The 14,477-nt window shown below is 67.2% G+C and carries 15 protein-coding genes; 13 read left to right on the top strand and 2 right to left on the bottom strand.

The genetic code is table 11. The features are described 5' to 3' along the window. The first annotated feature begins 207 nt into the window (after positions 1–207). From AC1DT6_RS16690 to AC1DT6_RS16635, 12 genes are all read left to right on the top strand, one after another. On the top strand, positions 208–876 hold the full coding sequence (locus AC1DT6_RS16690) for a DNA polymerase III subunit gamma/tau C-terminal domain-containing protein (protein WP_441632005.1): 669 nt from the start codon (positions 208–210) through the stop codon (positions 874–876). Between the two features lie 85 nt (positions 877–961). Next, positions 962–1,294 carry a YbaB/EbfC family nucleoid-associated protein gene (locus AC1DT6_RS16685; RefSeq protein ID WP_035874797.1) on the top strand — a complete coding sequence of 111 codons (333 nt, stop codon included), beginning with the start codon at positions 962–964 and terminating at the stop codon, positions 1,292–1,294. A gap of 20 nt (positions 1,295–1,314) precedes the next feature. Next, positions 1,315–1,638, top strand: a complete 324-nt coding sequence (locus tag AC1DT6_RS16680; protein ID WP_441632007.1) for an antibiotic biosynthesis monooxygenase family protein — start codon at positions 1,315–1,317, stop codon at positions 1,636–1,638. Further along, positions 1,635–2,249 carry a recombination mediator RecR gene (gene recR / locus AC1DT6_RS16675; RefSeq protein ID WP_477114790.1) on the top strand — a complete coding sequence of 205 codons (615 nt, stop codon included), beginning with the start codon at positions 1,635–1,637 and terminating at the stop codon, positions 2,247–2,249. Before AC1DT6_RS16680 ends, recR begins: the two co-directional genes overlap by 4 nt. Positions 2,250–2,301: 52 nt before the next feature. After that, positions 2,302–3,207: a LysR family transcriptional regulator gene (locus AC1DT6_RS16670; RefSeq protein ID WP_035874805.1), complete on the top strand. Its 906-nt coding sequence runs from the start codon at positions 2,302–2,304 to the stop codon at positions 3,205–3,207. Positions 3,208–3,369: 162 nt separating this feature from the next. Then, entirely contained in the window at positions 3,370–4,566 is a 1,197-nt protein-coding gene (locus AC1DT6_RS16665; RefSeq protein ID WP_441632010.1) for a CaiB/BaiF CoA transferase family protein, read from the top strand. Then, positions 4,563–5,537: a hydroxymethylglutaryl-CoA lyase gene (locus AC1DT6_RS16660; RefSeq protein WP_477114789.1), complete on the top strand. Its 975-nt coding sequence runs from the start codon at positions 4,563–4,565 to the stop codon at positions 5,535–5,537. Before AC1DT6_RS16665 ends, AC1DT6_RS16660 begins: the two co-directional genes overlap by 4 nt. A 110-nt stretch (positions 5,538–5,647) precedes the next feature. Further along, the gene (locus tag AC1DT6_RS16655; protein ID WP_441632014.1) at positions 5,648–6,682 is read left to right on the top strand and encodes a Bug family tripartite tricarboxylate transporter substrate binding protein; all 1,035 of its coding nucleotides are present in this window, start codon (positions 5,648–5,650) and stop codon (positions 6,680–6,682) included. Positions 6,683–6,998: 316 nt separating this feature from the next. After that, positions 6,999–8,045 (top strand): ABC transporter substrate-binding protein, encoded by a 1,047-nt coding sequence (locus tag AC1DT6_RS16650; RefSeq protein ID WP_441632016.1) that lies wholly within the window; start codon positions 6,999–7,001, stop codon positions 8,043–8,045. A 225-nt stretch (positions 8,046–8,270) separates the two neighbouring features. Beyond that, the gene (locus AC1DT6_RS16645; protein ID WP_035874817.1) at positions 8,271–9,083 is read left to right on the top strand and encodes an ABC transporter ATP-binding protein; all 813 of its coding nucleotides are present in this window, start codon (positions 8,271–8,273) and stop codon (positions 9,081–9,083) included. A gap of 129 nt (positions 9,084–9,212) precedes the next feature. Continuing rightward, entirely contained in the window at positions 9,213–10,004 is a 792-nt protein-coding gene (locus tag AC1DT6_RS16640; RefSeq protein ID WP_441632018.1) for an ABC transporter permease, read from the top strand. 278 nt (positions 10,005–10,282) lie between these two features. Then, positions 10,283–10,987 carry a hypothetical protein gene (locus AC1DT6_RS16635; protein ID WP_441632020.1) on the top strand — a complete coding sequence of 235 codons (705 nt, stop codon included), beginning with the start codon at positions 10,283–10,285 and terminating at the stop codon, positions 10,985–10,987. Between the two features lie 29 nt (positions 10,988–11,016). On the opposite strand, the gene AC1DT6_RS16630 is transcribed toward AC1DT6_RS16635, so the two are convergent. Beyond that, the gene (locus AC1DT6_RS16630) at positions 11,017–12,423 is read right to left on the bottom strand and encodes a sensor histidine kinase (protein ID WP_441632022.1); all 1,407 of its coding nucleotides are present in this window, start codon (positions 12,421–12,423) and stop codon (positions 11,017–11,019) included. Then, entirely contained in the window at positions 12,420–13,118 is a 699-nt protein-coding gene (locus AC1DT6_RS16625; RefSeq protein WP_441632024.1) for a response regulator, read from the bottom strand. Before AC1DT6_RS16625 ends, AC1DT6_RS16630 begins: the two co-directional genes overlap by 4 nt. 269 nt (positions 13,119–13,387) lie before the next feature. On the opposite strand from AC1DT6_RS16625, the gene AC1DT6_RS16620 reads away from it, so the two are divergent. After that, entirely contained in the window at positions 13,388–14,449 is a 1,062-nt protein-coding gene (locus tag AC1DT6_RS16620; RefSeq protein WP_441632026.1) for a porin, read from the top strand. Positions 14,450–14,477 lie beyond the last annotated feature (28 nt).

The raw sequence follows: 14,477 nt of genomic DNA, 5'->3' as shown, positions 1-14,477 counted from the left end.
CGCCAGGCCTCCGCCGCGCGTGGCGGAGGCGGCTCGCGCCTGCCGCCGCCTGCCGCCGCGCCGGCGCCACCGCCGGCTGCGCGCCAGCCCTCGGCCCAGCCTTTGCGTCCGCCTGGTCCGCCTGCGACAGTGTCACGGCCGGCGGCACCCGCTCCGGCTGCAACAACGCCCGCGCGCCGGGAAGCGCCGCCGTCACGGCCGGCCGCCATGGAAGCCAATGACGCCGGCCCGGGCAATGACGTGCCGCCGTGGGAAAACGCGGGCAGCAGCGACGTACCGCCGTGGGAGGACCTCCCGCCGGACCTGCCCATGATCGGGCCGTATGACAGCGATCCCGAACCGATGCCGGCGCGCCAGCCCGCGCCGCGCAGCGAAACCGCCACGCGGCCCGCGCCGGTTGCCCGCGCACCGGTCCAGGCCGCGCCGGCCGAACCCGCCGAGCCCGTGCGGATCACGCCGCCGAAACCGCCGGTGGCAGGCGAGGATGGCTCGCCGCCGGCCTTTACCGGCGCCTGGCCGGAGCTGGCTGCCAGCCTGCCCCTCAAGGGCCTGGCGCAGCAGCTTGCCTACCAGAGCGAACTGGTACAGGTGGTAGGCCGTACTTTCCACTTGCGCGCGCCGGTGGCACCGATTACCGAGGCTGGCGTCGTCGAACGCCTGCAACAGACGCTGGCCGAGCATCTCGGCGTCGACGTGCGGGTGCAGTGCGAAATTGGCGCGGTGGCCGATACCGCCGCAGCCGCGGATGCCCGGGCCCGTGCCGAGCGCCAGCGCGAGGCCGAAGCCACGATCGCAGGGGATCCTTTCGTGCAGGGTTTGCTGCGCGAGTTCGGCGGCACGATCCTGGAAGGATCGATCCAGCCGCGCGCCGCCTGAGCGCCGCTTATTTTTGCAAGGCCGCCGGCGCCCATGACGCGCGGCGGCCCGTAACTTCTATCCAATCGCTAATCAGGAGCATTCCATGATGAAGGGCCAACTGGCCGGGCTGATGAAGCAAGCCCAGCAGATGCAGGAAAACATGAAGAAGATGCAGGAGCAGCTCGCGCTGATCGAGGTCGAGGGCCAGTCCGGCGCCGGCCTGGTCAAGGTGACCATGACCTGCAAGAACGACGTCAAGCGCGTGTCCATCGACCCCAGCCTGCTCGCCGAGGGCGAGGACAAGGAACTGCTGGAAGACCTGGTCGCGGCTGCCTTCAACGACGCCGTGCGCAAGGCCGAAGCCACTTCGCAGGAAAAGATGGGTTCGATGACTTCCGGCCTGCCGCTGCCGCCGGGCTTCAAGTTGCCGTTCTGAGCCAGTTACGGAGCTCGCGCATGATTCTCGAATCCGCAGTGTTGCCGGTGCGCCCGGGCCAGGAAGCCGCCTTCGAGGCGGCCTTCGGGCAGGCGCGCCATATCATCGCGGGCATGCCGGGTTTCCTCGGGCTTGAGTTGCATCGCGGCATCGAACAACCGTCCGCTTACCTGCTGACGGTACGCTGGCGCACGCTGAAAGACCACACCGTGGGATTTCGCGGTTCGCTTCAATACCAGCAATGGAAAGCCCTGTTGCATCATTTCTACGAGCCGTTCCCCACCGTACTGCATCACACGCCGGTGGTGAGCATGACGGCGCCGGCCCTGGGAGACGCAGCGTGAAAGGCGCCCCCCCGACCTCGCTGCAGGCGCTGATCGAGGCGTTGCGGGTGTTGCCCGGCGTAGGCCCGAAATCGGCCCAGCGCATGGCTTACCACCTGCTGCAGCACGACCGAGAGGGCGCCCGCAAGCTGGGTGACGCGTTGCGCGGCGCGGCCGATGGCATCAAGCATTGCTCGCGCTGCAATACCTTCACCGAGCAGGAAATCTGCTCGACCTGCCTGGACGAACGGCGCGATGCCTCGCTGCTGTGCGTGRTGGAAACCCCGTCCGACCAGATCATGATCGAGCAGACGCTGACCTATCGTGGCCAGTATTTCGTGCTGATGGGCCGGCTCTCGCCACTCGACGGCATCGGCCCGCGCGAGATCCACCTGGACCGGCTGCTGGCGCGCGCCACGGATCCCGCCATGGGCGGACCCGTGTCGGAGGTGATCGTCGCCACCAATTTCACCAGCGAAGGCGAGGCCACCGCGCACTATGTCGGCGAGATGCTGAAGGCGCGCGGGCTCAAGGTGTCGCGCCTGGCGCGCGGCGTGCCGGTGGGTGGCGAACTCGAATACGTGGATGCCGGCACCATCGCCCGCGCGGTGATGGACCGGCGCTCGGTCTAGCCGTGCCGGACTGCCTCGCCCTGTATCCGGCCGTGCGCTTGAACGCAACCGCATGAATCTCGCCCGCTTCGACCTCGTCACGCTCGGCCTGTTCGTCGCCGTGGCGCGCCAGGGCAGTATCTCCGCCGGTGCGCGCCAGTCCCACCTGGCGGTGGCGGCGGCCAGCAAGCGCATCTCGGATCTGGAGACCGCGGTCGGGGCGCCGCTGTTCTTCCGCCACGCGGCCGGCGTGCAGCTGACCGAGGCCGGTCAGGCATGCTTCCATCACGCGCTGACCATCCTGCAGGACGTGGAGCGCATGGCTGGCGTGATGTCGGACTATGCCAGTGGCGTGCGCGGCCAGGTGCGCGTCTGCGCCAATACGTCGGCCATCACGCAGTTCCTGCCCGACGACCTGGCGACCTTCATGGCGCTGCATCCCACCATCCGTATCGAGCTCGAGGAGCAGAACAGCAGCGAGATCGTCGCCGCCCTGGTGGAGAACCGGGCGGATGTGGGCATCTTTGCCGACCGCACGCCCAGCGCGGGCCTGGTCACGGTGGAGTACCGGCAGGACGAACTGGTGCTGGTGACACCGCCAGGCCATCCGCTCTCCGAGCGCGGGCCGGTGCGCTATGCGGACACCCTCGAATACGATTTCGTCAGCTTGCCGCAGGTTACTTCGCTGGCGGCCCGCCTGCTGGAGGAAAGCAGCCGGCTGGACCGGCCGTTCCGCCTGCGCATCCAGGTACGCAGCTTTGACGCCATGTGCCGCATGGTGATGGCGGGGCTGGGCGTGGGCGTGCTGCCGCGCATCGCGGCCGAGCCGCATGTGCAGTCGATGGGCTTGTCGCTGGTGGGGTTGCAGGACGCCTGGGCGCGCCGTTCCCTGCTCATCGGCATGCGCGATCCGGCTGGCCTGACGGTGTCGGCGCGGCTGCTCATTACCCACCTCTGCGGCGACCGCGCGCCATTCTGAACCCCCGAGGGCTTTCGCGTTCCGAGAAAGCCCGCTTCTCCGAATGCCGATTCCGCCAGCCGCGCGGCTGGGGCACACTGCGTCGAAACAAGGCGTGGTGCCGGCAACGGCCACACGCCAGCCCCAATCGACATTGCGACATCGCACGGAGACACCCCCATCATGGCGCGACAGATCCTCGAAGGCATCCGGGTCCTGGAACTCGGGCAACTGATAGCCGGCCCCTTCGCCGCCAAGACCCTTGCCGATTTCGGCGCCCACGTGGTCAAGGTGGAGCCGCCGGGGCAGGGCGATCCCCTGCGCAAATGGCGCATGCTCTACGAGGACACCTCGGTCTGGTGGGAAGCGCAGTCGCGCAACAAGCAGTCGATCTGCATTGACCTGCGCAATCCCGAGGGCCAGGAGGTGGTGCGCAAGCTGGCGGCCGAGGCCGACGTGCTGATCGAGAATTTCCGTCCGGGCACCATGGAAAAATGGGGCCTGGGCTACGAGGCGCTCCGCGCGGAGAACCCCGGACTGATCATGGTGCGCGTGTCCGGCTATGGCCAGACCGGCCCGAAGAGGGACGAGCCCGGTTTTGCGGCGGTAGCCGAGGCCATGGGCGGCCTGCGCTATCTCACCGGCGAGCCGGGGCGTGCCCCGGTGCGCGCGGGCCTGTCGCTGGGCGACACCATTGCCGGCCTGCATGGCGCGCTGGGCGTGCTGCTGGCGCTGTATGAGCGCGATGCGCGCGGCGGCGAAGGGCAGGTGATCGATGTCGCGCTGTACGAGTCGCTGTTCAACCTGAGCGAGAGCCTGTTGCCGGAATACTCGGCCTTCGGCGCGGTGCGCCAGCCGGCCGGCGGCGCGTTGCCGGGCATCGCGCCGTCCAACGCCTATCCCTGCGCCAGCGGTGAATACGTGCTGGTGGCGGCCAACGGCGACGCCATCTTCAAGCGGCTGATGCATGCCATCGGCCGCGCCGACCTGGCTGAAGATCCGGCGCTCGCGCGCAACGACGGCCGCGTCAGCCGTGTCGACGAGATCGATGCGGCGATCACGGCGTGGACACGGACACAAGGCGTGGAAGACGCGCTGGCGGTGCTCAAGCAGGCCGAAGTGCCATCGGGCCGCATCTACACCGTCAAGGACATCTCGGAAGATCCGCACTACCGCGCGCGCGGCGTGATCGAAAGCGTGACTGCGGCCAGCGGCCTGACGGTCGAGGTGCCGGGCATCATGCCGAAGCTCTCGGCAAGCCCCGGCGCCATTCACGATCGCGCCCCTACGCTGGGGGAGCACACCGATAGCGTGCTGGAGGCCGCCGGTTTCGACGCCGCCACCATCGCCGAGCTGCGCGCGCGCGGAGTGGTCGCATGAGCGCCGCCATTTCCACCCGCCTGCGCGGACCGGGCCGCATCGAGATCAACGAAGTGGCGCCCCGCGATGGCCTGCAGATCGAACCGGTGGTGGTGCCCACCGACGCCAAGGTCGCATTCCTGGACGCCTTGTCGGCCTGCGGCTTCGCCCGCATCGAGGCCACGTCCTTCACATCGGCGAAGGCTATCCCGGCGCTGGCCGACGCCGAGGCCGTGATGCATCGCATGGCGCGCGCCGCGGGCGTGCGCTATACCGCGCTGGTGCCCAACCTGCGCGGCCTGGAGCGTGCGCTGTCGTGCCGGCCCGATGAGCTCAACCTGGTGATGTCCGCCAGCGAGACCCATAACCGCGCCAACCTGCGTATGACGCGTGTCCAGTCGCAAGCCCAGTTGCTGGCGATGACCGAGGCCGCCAACGCGGCTGGCGTGCCGGTCAATGTTTCGCTGTCCACGGTGTTCGGCTGTCCCTTCGAAGGCGAGGTGGATCCCGATGCCGTGATGGCGCTGGCCGAATCCTTCGCCAGCGCCGGCGCGGCCGGCATCACGCTGTGCGATACCACCGGCATGGCCTATCCCAGCCAGGTCGCCTCGCTGTGCGAGCGCTTCCAGCAAGGCCTGCCGCAAGCCGGCCTGACCATTCACCTGCATAACACCCGCGGCATGGGCCTGGCGAACGCGCTGGCCGCCTGGCAAACGGGGGTGACGCGTTTCGACGCCGCCGCGGGCGGCCTGGGCGGCTGCCCGTTCGCGCCGGGTGCAAGCGGCAATGTCAGCACCGAAGAGCTGGTGCACATGTTCGCGGCAATGGGCGTGGATACCGGAGTGGACCTGGGGCRCCTGCTCGATGTGGTGGCCGGGCTGCCGGCGCTGGTCCAGCGCGACACCGCCAGTCAGTTGCTGCGCGCGGGGCCGCGCCTGCGCACGCATCAGCCGCCGGCCTGGCTGGCCGAACATTTCGGCGGGCAGCACTGACGCCGCACGGCCATACCGAATCCCGAAGAACGGTTGCGCACCGCGCGGCGAGGGCTGGCGCGGGCGCTGTAAAAGACCAAGATCAACAAGCACCAAGCAGGAGACGCTCCATGCCTCGCATCCCGGCATTTGCCAACGCACGTCCGCATTCTTCCCTGTCCGTATCGCCGGCGCGCCGCAAGACACTCGCCGCCGTGGCGCTGGCAGCCGCCAGCCTGGCGGGTACTTCCGCCTGGGCCCAGGACAGCAGCTATCCGAACCGGCCTGTCACGCTGGTGGTCTCCGCCGCCGCCGGCGGCACCACCGACCTGGCCGCACGGATGATCTCCGAGCCGCTGTCCAAGGCCCTCGGCCAGCCGGTGGTGGTGGACAACCGGCCCGGTGGTTCAGGCGGCATTGCCGCGCAGACCGTGGCGCGTGCCAAGCCGGACGGCTATACGCTGCTGGTGCAGTACTCTGGCTTCCAGGTCATCACGCCGCTGCTGACGAAGACCTCGTGGGACCCGGTGAAGGACTTCGCGCCGGTCGCCAACCTTCTGTCGGCGCCGCAAGTGCTGGTGGTGCGCCCGAGCCTGCCGGTCAAGACGCTCAAGGAACTGGTGGCGTATGCCAAGGCCAATCCCAACAAGCTCAACTACGCGTCGTCGGGGAACGGCTCGCTGCAGCACGTTTCCACCGAGTTGCTGAACCAGATGGCCGGCATCCAGATCACCCATGTTCCATACAAAGGCACCGGCCCGGCCATGACCGACCTGCTTGGCGGCTCGGTCGATCTCACCATCACCACGCCGCCGCCGTTGATGGGCCATATCCAGGGCGGCAAGCTGCGCCCGCTGGTGGTGACCAGCAAGCAGCGCCTGCCCAGCCTGAAGGACGTGCCGTCCGCGCCGGAAGCCGGGTACCCCGACCTCGACGTGTCTTCGTGGTTCGCCATGTACGCGCCGGCCGGCACGCCCAAGCCGGTCCTCGACAAGCTCGCGGGCGAGATCGAACGCATCATGCAGACCGAGGCCTTCCGCAAGAAGGCCGAAGAACTCGGCGCCGAGGCGAAGTTCATGGGGCCGCAGCAGCTCGCCACGTATCAGCGCAACGAACTGGCGCGCTGGGGCAAGGTCATCAAGTCGGCCGATATCCACGCGGAATGAGGCGCGCGTCGGGCTGGCCGTCAGGGCGATTCCGCAAGGCCATCGAGTAAAGCCGGTCAGTAAGGCGGTCGAAAGGCACGACCTGTATTGTTAGTGCCCCGCATGCCGCCATGCGGAGCCGCACTGTAGGTGTTGATCCCGATGCGACCCGGCGCGGCATCGGCTAGCATCGCAACTTGCCGCTTCGCGGCACCACGGAATCCGTGGCACGCCGTGGCACGCATGAGCGCGAGATCGGCGGCTGGCGTCGGCGGATGGCACGCAACGGTGCATGCCGCCGGCCGGCAGCCGGGTACAACAGGTAGGAGAGAGAAAAATGTATAACAAGAAGTTCTGGAAGCAGGCGCTGCTCGCGCTGGCGCTGTTCCTTGCGGGTTGGTTCACGTTCGGTGGCTACGCCCAGGCGCAAGGCAAGCCCGAGAAGGCCAAGATCACCATCGCCGTGGGTGGCAAGAACCTGTTCTACTACCTGCCGCTGACCATCGCCGAGCGCCTTGGCTACTTCAAGGATGAAGGCCTCGACGTCGAGATCGTCGACTTCGCCGGCGGTGCCAAGGCATTGCAGGCGGTGGTGGGCGGCAGCGCCGACGTGGTTTCCGGCGCCTACGAGCACACCATCAACCTGCAGGCCAAGGGCCAGCAGTACCAGGAGTTCGTGCTGCAGGGCCGTGCCCCGCAGATCGTGCTGATGGTTTCCAACAAGACCATGCCCGACTTCAAGTCGGTGGCCGACCTGAAGGGCAAGAAGATCGGCGTGACCGCGCCGGGTTCGTCGACCAATATGATGGCCAACTTCGTTCTGGCCAAGGCAGGGCTGAAGGCGTCGGACGTTTCCTTCATCGGTGTCGGCGCCAGCGCCGGCGCGGTGGCGGCAATGCGCTCCGGCCAGATCGACGCGATGGCCAACCTCGATCCGGTGGTGTCGATGCTGACCCAGAAGAACGAAGTCCGCATCGCCTCGGATACCCGCACGCTGAAGGACACCCAGGCCGTGTTCGGCGGCAATATGCCGTCGGGCTGCCTGTATGCATCGGTGGCGTTTATCCAGCAGAACCCGAACACCACGCAGGCGCTCACCAACGCCATGGTGCGCGCGCTCAAGTGGCTGCAGAAGGCCGGTCCGTCGGACATCGTCAAGACCGTGCCTGAAAGCTACCTGCTGGGCGACCGCGCGCTCTACCTGGCTGCCTGGGAAAAGGTCAAGGAAGCCATCTCGCCGGACGGCAGCATGCCCGCCGACGGCCCCAAGACCGCGCTGAGCGCGCTGCAACAGTTCGATCCGGACCTGAAGGGCAAGACCATCAAGCTGGAAAACACCTTCACCAACAGCTTCGTGCAGAAGGCAAACGCCAAGTACAAATAAGGCATCGCCCGCGCCCAGGGTGCCGGCGGCCCGCTGCGTGCAGCGGGCCTTTGCATTGGCAAGCGCCGATGCCGGCCATGGCATCGGGCACGCCGCCTTGAACTTGCCTTCCACGTTATTCCTGTCACGCGGTACTGCGCTGTCCGTATCGCTTGCACGGTTCGCACCGTTCGCACCGTTCGCGCAGTCAGCGTTATTCAGCACCGTATCCGCCAAGAGCCTGCCATGAGCACTGCCGCACTTTCCCTCGACAACGTCACCTGCACCTTCGTCTCGCGCGAAGACCGCAGCCAGCGCTATACCGCCGTCAAGGATGTCACCCTGGATATCCAGCCGGGTGAATTCGTCTCCGTGGTGGGGCCGACCGGCTGCGGCAAGTCCACCTTGCTTAATGTGGGGGCGGGTTTGCTGCAGCCCTCGATTGGCGAGGTGCGCGTGTTCGGCGAGCCGCTGCGGGGCATCAACACCCGCGCCGGCTACATGTTCCAGGCCGAGGCCCTGATGCCTTGGCGCAGCGCACTCGACAACGTGATCGCCGGGCTGGAATTCCGCGGCATGGCGCGCGCCCAGGCAGAGCAAGAGGGCGAGGCCTGGCTGCGCCGCGTTGGCCTGGGCGGTTTTGGCGACCGCTATCCGCACCAGCTCTCGGGTGGCATGCGCAAGCGCGTCAGCCTGGCCCAGACCCTGGTGCTCGATCCGGACATCATCCTGATGGATGAACCGTTCTCCGCGCTCGACATCCAGACCCGTCAGCTGATGGAAAACGAAGTGCTCGACCTGTGGGCGGCCAAGCGCAAGGCGGTCCTGTTCATCACCCACGATCTCGATGAGGCCATCGCCATGAGCGATCGCGTGGTGGTGCTGTCGGCGGGGCCGGGCACGCACCCGATCGGCGAATTCGCCATCGACCTGCCGCGTCCGCGCGATGTCGCCGAGATACGCAATCACCCGCGTTTTGTCGAACTGCACGCCGCGATCTGGGATGTGCTGCGCGAGGAAGTCCTCAAGGGCTATGCGCAGCAGCGCAAGGTTGCGTGAGTTGACTACCGTCACTTCGCGCGGCGCATAGCGCGCAACGAACTCCGCGAGCGCGCCGGTCGCCACGATGGCCCGGCCCGCCCGCTTCCCACTCAATCCTGTCTGATTTAAATTCGAACTCCGATTCCCATGGCTTTCCGTCCCGACTCCAAGGGCATGCTGCGATTCTGGCAGTTGCTCGTCCTCGTGGTGATCCTCGGCGCCTGGCATATCGCCACGCGCTCGCAACAAGTTGCCTTCTTCTTCGGCGAACCGCTGATGGTGGCCCAGCGTATCTGGAACTGGTTCGTGGTCGAGCGCGATATTTATATCCACCTCGGCGTGACCCTGATCGAGACGCTGCTGGCTTTCGGCATCGGCACGGCGGCGGGGCTCGGCGTTGGCCTGTGGCTGGCGCTCAGCCCGCTGACGTCCGCCATCCTCGATCCCTACATCAAGGCCATGAACTCGATGCCGCGTGTGATTCTGGCGCCGATCTTCGCCGTGTGGTTCGGTCTGGGCATCTGGTCCAAGGTGGCGCTGGCGGTGACGCTGGTGTTCTTTATCGTGTTCTTCAACGTCTACCAGGGCGTCAAGGAAGTCAGCCCGGTGGTGCTGGCCAATGTGCGCATGCTGGGCGCAAACCAGAAACAGCTGCTGCGCCATGTCTACCTGCCGAGCGCGACCAGCTGGGTCTTCTCCTCGCTGCATACCTCGGTTGGCCTGGCTTTCGTGGGCGCGGTGGTGGGCGAATACCTGGGCTCGGCGCGGGGCGTGGGTTACCTGATCCTGCAGGCCGAAGGCACTTTCGACATCAACACCGTGTTCGCCGGCATCGTGGTGCTGACCGCGGCGGCGCTGGTGCTCGACACGCTGGTGGGCATCGTGGAGAAGCGATTGATGAAGTGGCAACCGCGTAGCGGGGAGACCGAGCGCTTGTAAGACTGGCATCGGCATGGCGCGGCGGCGATCGCGCGTGGCAATAGGAGCGGCCGGAGGATGACTTTCCTCCGGCCGTTTTTATTTTGCGAGGTAATTGCGTAGCCTGCCCTGGTGCCGCTTCATCTGGCACTGTCGACGGGGGTAGGGCGCAATTGTCGGGCGTAATGTTTTGTGTTTAAGACAATTATTTTCACCTAGAATCGGGACCTGATTTCCATTGCCCGAGACATGCTGCGCGTTCCAGCGCCGAGGCGCCGGGACGCGCAGGCAAGCCACCGATGCCATTGACGTACCCGATACCGACTGCCGGCCGCGGCGCCCGCAGCCAGCGCCTGATCGTGGCCGCACTGGTGCTGGCGGCGCATGTCCTGGTGTTGGCGCCGGTGCCCTGGCCTGCCCGGCAGTTGCTTTCCGAACCGCAGCGGCGGGACGAAGCCGGCGCGAAGGCCTTGCAATGGGTCACCGTCATGCCTTCCGCGGCGCCGCCAATCCCTGTCATGCCAGCACACGCGCCACTTGCCGCGACCACGCGTGGCCAGCCTGCAGTCGGAGCGCGCCCCGCCGCACGGGCTGAGCAGCCCGTGCAGCCGCCTGCCGCGGCAACGGTCTCTGCGCACCCTACGCGTGCGGCACCCTCCGGTGCCGCCACGGTACCCATGTTGCGGCTGGAACCGCCTGCCTCCGGCGACGCGCCGCCAGTCCCCGGCGCCGCACTGGACAATATCGCCCGCAGCAGGCAGCGGGGCGGGGCGAGCTTCGAGCGCGCAGCCTCGGATGCGGTGGCGTCGCCCGCGCGCCGGCTTGCCGCGGGCATTGCTGCCGCGGCACCGGGCGCGGATCTCGGCGAAGGGCAGGCGGGTGTGAATCGCACCGCGCGAGTGCGGGGCGCAGCGGGAACCTACTGCCTGCGCGCGAAGGACCCCAGCCTGAAGGTCGATCCTTTTCGCCAGGAGCTTGCCGTGCCGACCAATTGCCCGCCTTAGCGGCACCGTCGAAGGCAACGCGATGCGGGTCAGGTGGCGGCACTCGCAGCCGCCACCGGCGCAAAGCGTACGCTGACCGTCAGGCCGCCACCCGGCGTTTGCTCGAGCGTTACCGTGGCGCCATGGGTGCGTGCAATCTCGCGCACGATCGGCAGGCCAAGGCCGCTGCCTTGCTGCGCCTGGGTGGATTCGCCACGATAGAAACGCCGGAATACCTTGTCGCGCTCCTCGTCTGCAACGCCGGGACCGTTGTCGATCACCTGCAGCAACGGCTGTTTTCCCCGCGCGGCCACGTGGACCGTCACCTGCGCGCCATGGCCGGCATAGCGGATCGCGTTGTCTATCAGGTTGCCGACCAGCTCCTGCAGCAGTTCTGCCTGTCCCATCGCGTGTACCGGCGCCTGGGCCTCGAAGCCCAGGTCGACCCGGCCGGCGCGCGCCACCGCTGTCCATTCGAGCGCAGCGTCCCTGGCGAGCAGGTCGAGGCGCAGGGGCTGCAGTGCCGGCGCATAGCCGCTGTCCGGTTCCAGGCGCGATAGCGACAGCAATTGTTGTACGCCTCTGGCCGCCTGGCGCACGGTATCGTGCAGCGGACGCAGGTGGCGGCGAATGCGTTCGCCATCGTGCTCGCGCAGCGCGAGCTCGGACTGTGCCTGCATGATCGCCAGCGGGGTCTTCAACTGGTGGGCCGCGTCGGCAAAGAAGCGCTTGCGCGCGAGCAGCATGCGGTGCAGGCGCGCGACATATTGGTTGATGGCCTCGACCAGCGGTTGCATCTCGGCGGGCAGGTGCCGATGTTCCAGCGGCGCCAGGTCATCGGCGCCGCGCGCGGCCACCGTGCCGCTGAGCCGGTGCAGCGGCCGCAGGCCGCGCCGCACGCCAAGCCAGACGATACCCAGTGCCAGCGTCACCAGCACCAGTTCCTGCTGCAGCGAACCGGTCAGGATCTCGCGCGCCAGCATCTGGCGCGGCTCGATGGTCTCGCCGATCAGTACCCAGACCAGCCGCGTCTGTCCCGACGGCGTGTCGCGCACCGGCAGTGGCTGGGCCGCCATGCGCACCGGCTCTCCCCGGAAGCGGGCATCGTAGAAAACGGTCTTGTAGAGCTGGGGCTTGGGCGCGGCAGGCATCCGGAGGTCGTCGTAGCCGGTCAGCGTGGCCCCTTTTTCATCGCGAATCACGTAATAGATGCGGCTGCCGGCCTCGGACTCGAAAATCTCCAGCGCCAGGTAGGGCACGTCGATGGCGAAGCGGCCTTCATGCAGGCGGATGCCTTCGCGCATCGACTTGAGCGAGGCTTCCAGCGTGCGGTCGAATGCCACGTGGGCGGCATCCATGGCGCGGTGGTAAGTCATCCATGCGTCGAGCGCCAGCAACATCAGCAACGGCAGCAGCAGCCAGAGCGACAGCTGCAGGCGCAGGCTCGGTACTTTCATCGCGCGGCGGGCAGGGCCGCGCCAGCCTGGGCGCCCGCATCGAGCAGGTAGCCCAGCCCGCGCAGGGTGACGATGGCCACGCCGCTGCCATCCAGCTTCTTGCGCAGGCGGTGCACGTAGATCTCGATGGCATCGGGGTTGACCGACTCGTCGATGCCGAAGATTTTCTCCGACATGGCCTCCTTGTTGACGGCGCGTCCGTCGCGCAGCATCAACACTTCGAGCACCGCGCGCTCCCGCCCGGTCAGTGCCAGCGTTTCGCCGTTCAGCGTAAACGCGCGGCTGATCCCGTCATAGCACAGCGTGCCGCATTGCAATTGCGTGCTCTCGTGCCCGTGGCTGCGGCGTATCAGCGCGCGGGCGCGGGCTTCCAGCTCGGACAGGTCGAACGGCTTGGACAGGTAGTCGTCGGCGCCGAGATTGAGCCCCTTTACCCGGTCCTCGACGGATCCGTGCGCGGTCAGGATCAGTACGGGCAAGGCATTGCGCCGTTGTCGCAGGCGCCGCAGCACCTCGAGCCCATCGAGCTTGGGCAGGTCAAGGTCGAGGATGAGCAGCGCGTAGTCCTGCGTCGCCAGCAGGTGATCGGCGGCCCGCCCGTCGTGCATGCAGTCGACGGCGAAGCCGGCCTGGGTCAGCGCTTCGACCAGCGCATTGGCCAGCATCACATTGTCTTCAACAAGCAGGATTCGCATGGTTTAGGCGAGGGCAGGGCCCCCTTGAAAAGCGGAAAAGTCAGCGCGCGCCACCGCAATGGCGAAATCGGCAGCCGCAGAGGAATACAGGCATCCGGCCCGACTTTGAAGCTAGGGAAACTCCCAACCCCCAACGCCCGTGGGCCGATGAAATCCGTCGAATTTCGAAAGCGAACTGAAAGTGCGCCTGCCATACCATGCGTGCCATCCCGGGGGGCTGCCCCGGCACCAAACAACAACGCACCACGACTACGACAAGAGGAGACGTCATGAAGTTGAAATCGATCGCGCTGGCAGCACTGGGCATGAGCCTGGCCGGTACCGCCGCGGCGCAATCCAGCGTGACCCTGTACGGCATCATGGATGCCGGCATCGAATACGCCAGCCACGCCGGCCCGGACGGCTCGGTAACGAAGCTGGTCTCGGGCGGCAAGAACACGTCGCGCTGGGGCATGCGCGGCGTCGAGGACCTGGGCGGCGGCCTGAAGGCGTTGTTCCAGCTGGAAAGCGGCATCGCCATCGATACCGGAAGGCTGGACTCCGAGGGCACGCTGTTCGACCGCCGCGCCATCGTCGGCTTGTCCAGCAACAAGTACGGGCAGGTTGTGCTGGGCCGCACCTTTACCACCACCTACGATTTCATGCTGCCGTTCGACCCGATGGGGTACGCGCCGAACTACTCCTGGGCGACTTCGTCCACGGCGACCGGCGATCGCAAGGACGGCTTGTTCTCGCGCGCGTCCAACGCGATCCGCTATGACGGCAATTTCGGCGGCGTGAAGCTGGGCGCCACGGTAGCGCTGGGCGAAGTGGCCGGCAGTTTCAAAAGCTTGTCCAAATACGACCTCGGCGTGGGCTACAGCGCGGGCGGCTTCGCCGCGGCCGCCACCTGGGATCGCCAGAACGGCGCCGGCACCAGCACCACGCCGGCCGACGCGACGGATTACATCCAGGGCATTCACGCCGGCGCCAGCTACGCCTTCGGCGACCTGAGACTCTATGCCGGCTACCGCAACTACAAGCGCGCCTTTACCACCGCCGCAGCATCCCAGCGCAGCGACATGTACTGGGGGGGTGCTTCGTACGATTTCACACCGGCCTTCACGCTGTATGGTGCCGTCTACAAGCAGAATATCAAGGGTGGCAGCGACGCCGATCCGATTCTGTTCTCGGTGCGGGCCCAGTACGCGCTGTCCAAGCGCACCACGGCTTACCTGTCGGGCGGCTACGCCAAGGCCCGCAACGGCCAGAACGTGAGCCTGTCGCGTGATTTCATTGGCTATGCGAACAACCAGGTGGGCGTGACCGCCGGTCTGCAGCATCGCTTCTGAACGGCGGGGCGGGGCGCCGCCGCCATGG

This window comes from Cupriavidus sp. 01L45, from assembly GCF_056399885.1.
This window is presented reverse-complemented; position numbering and strand designations above follow the sequence as displayed.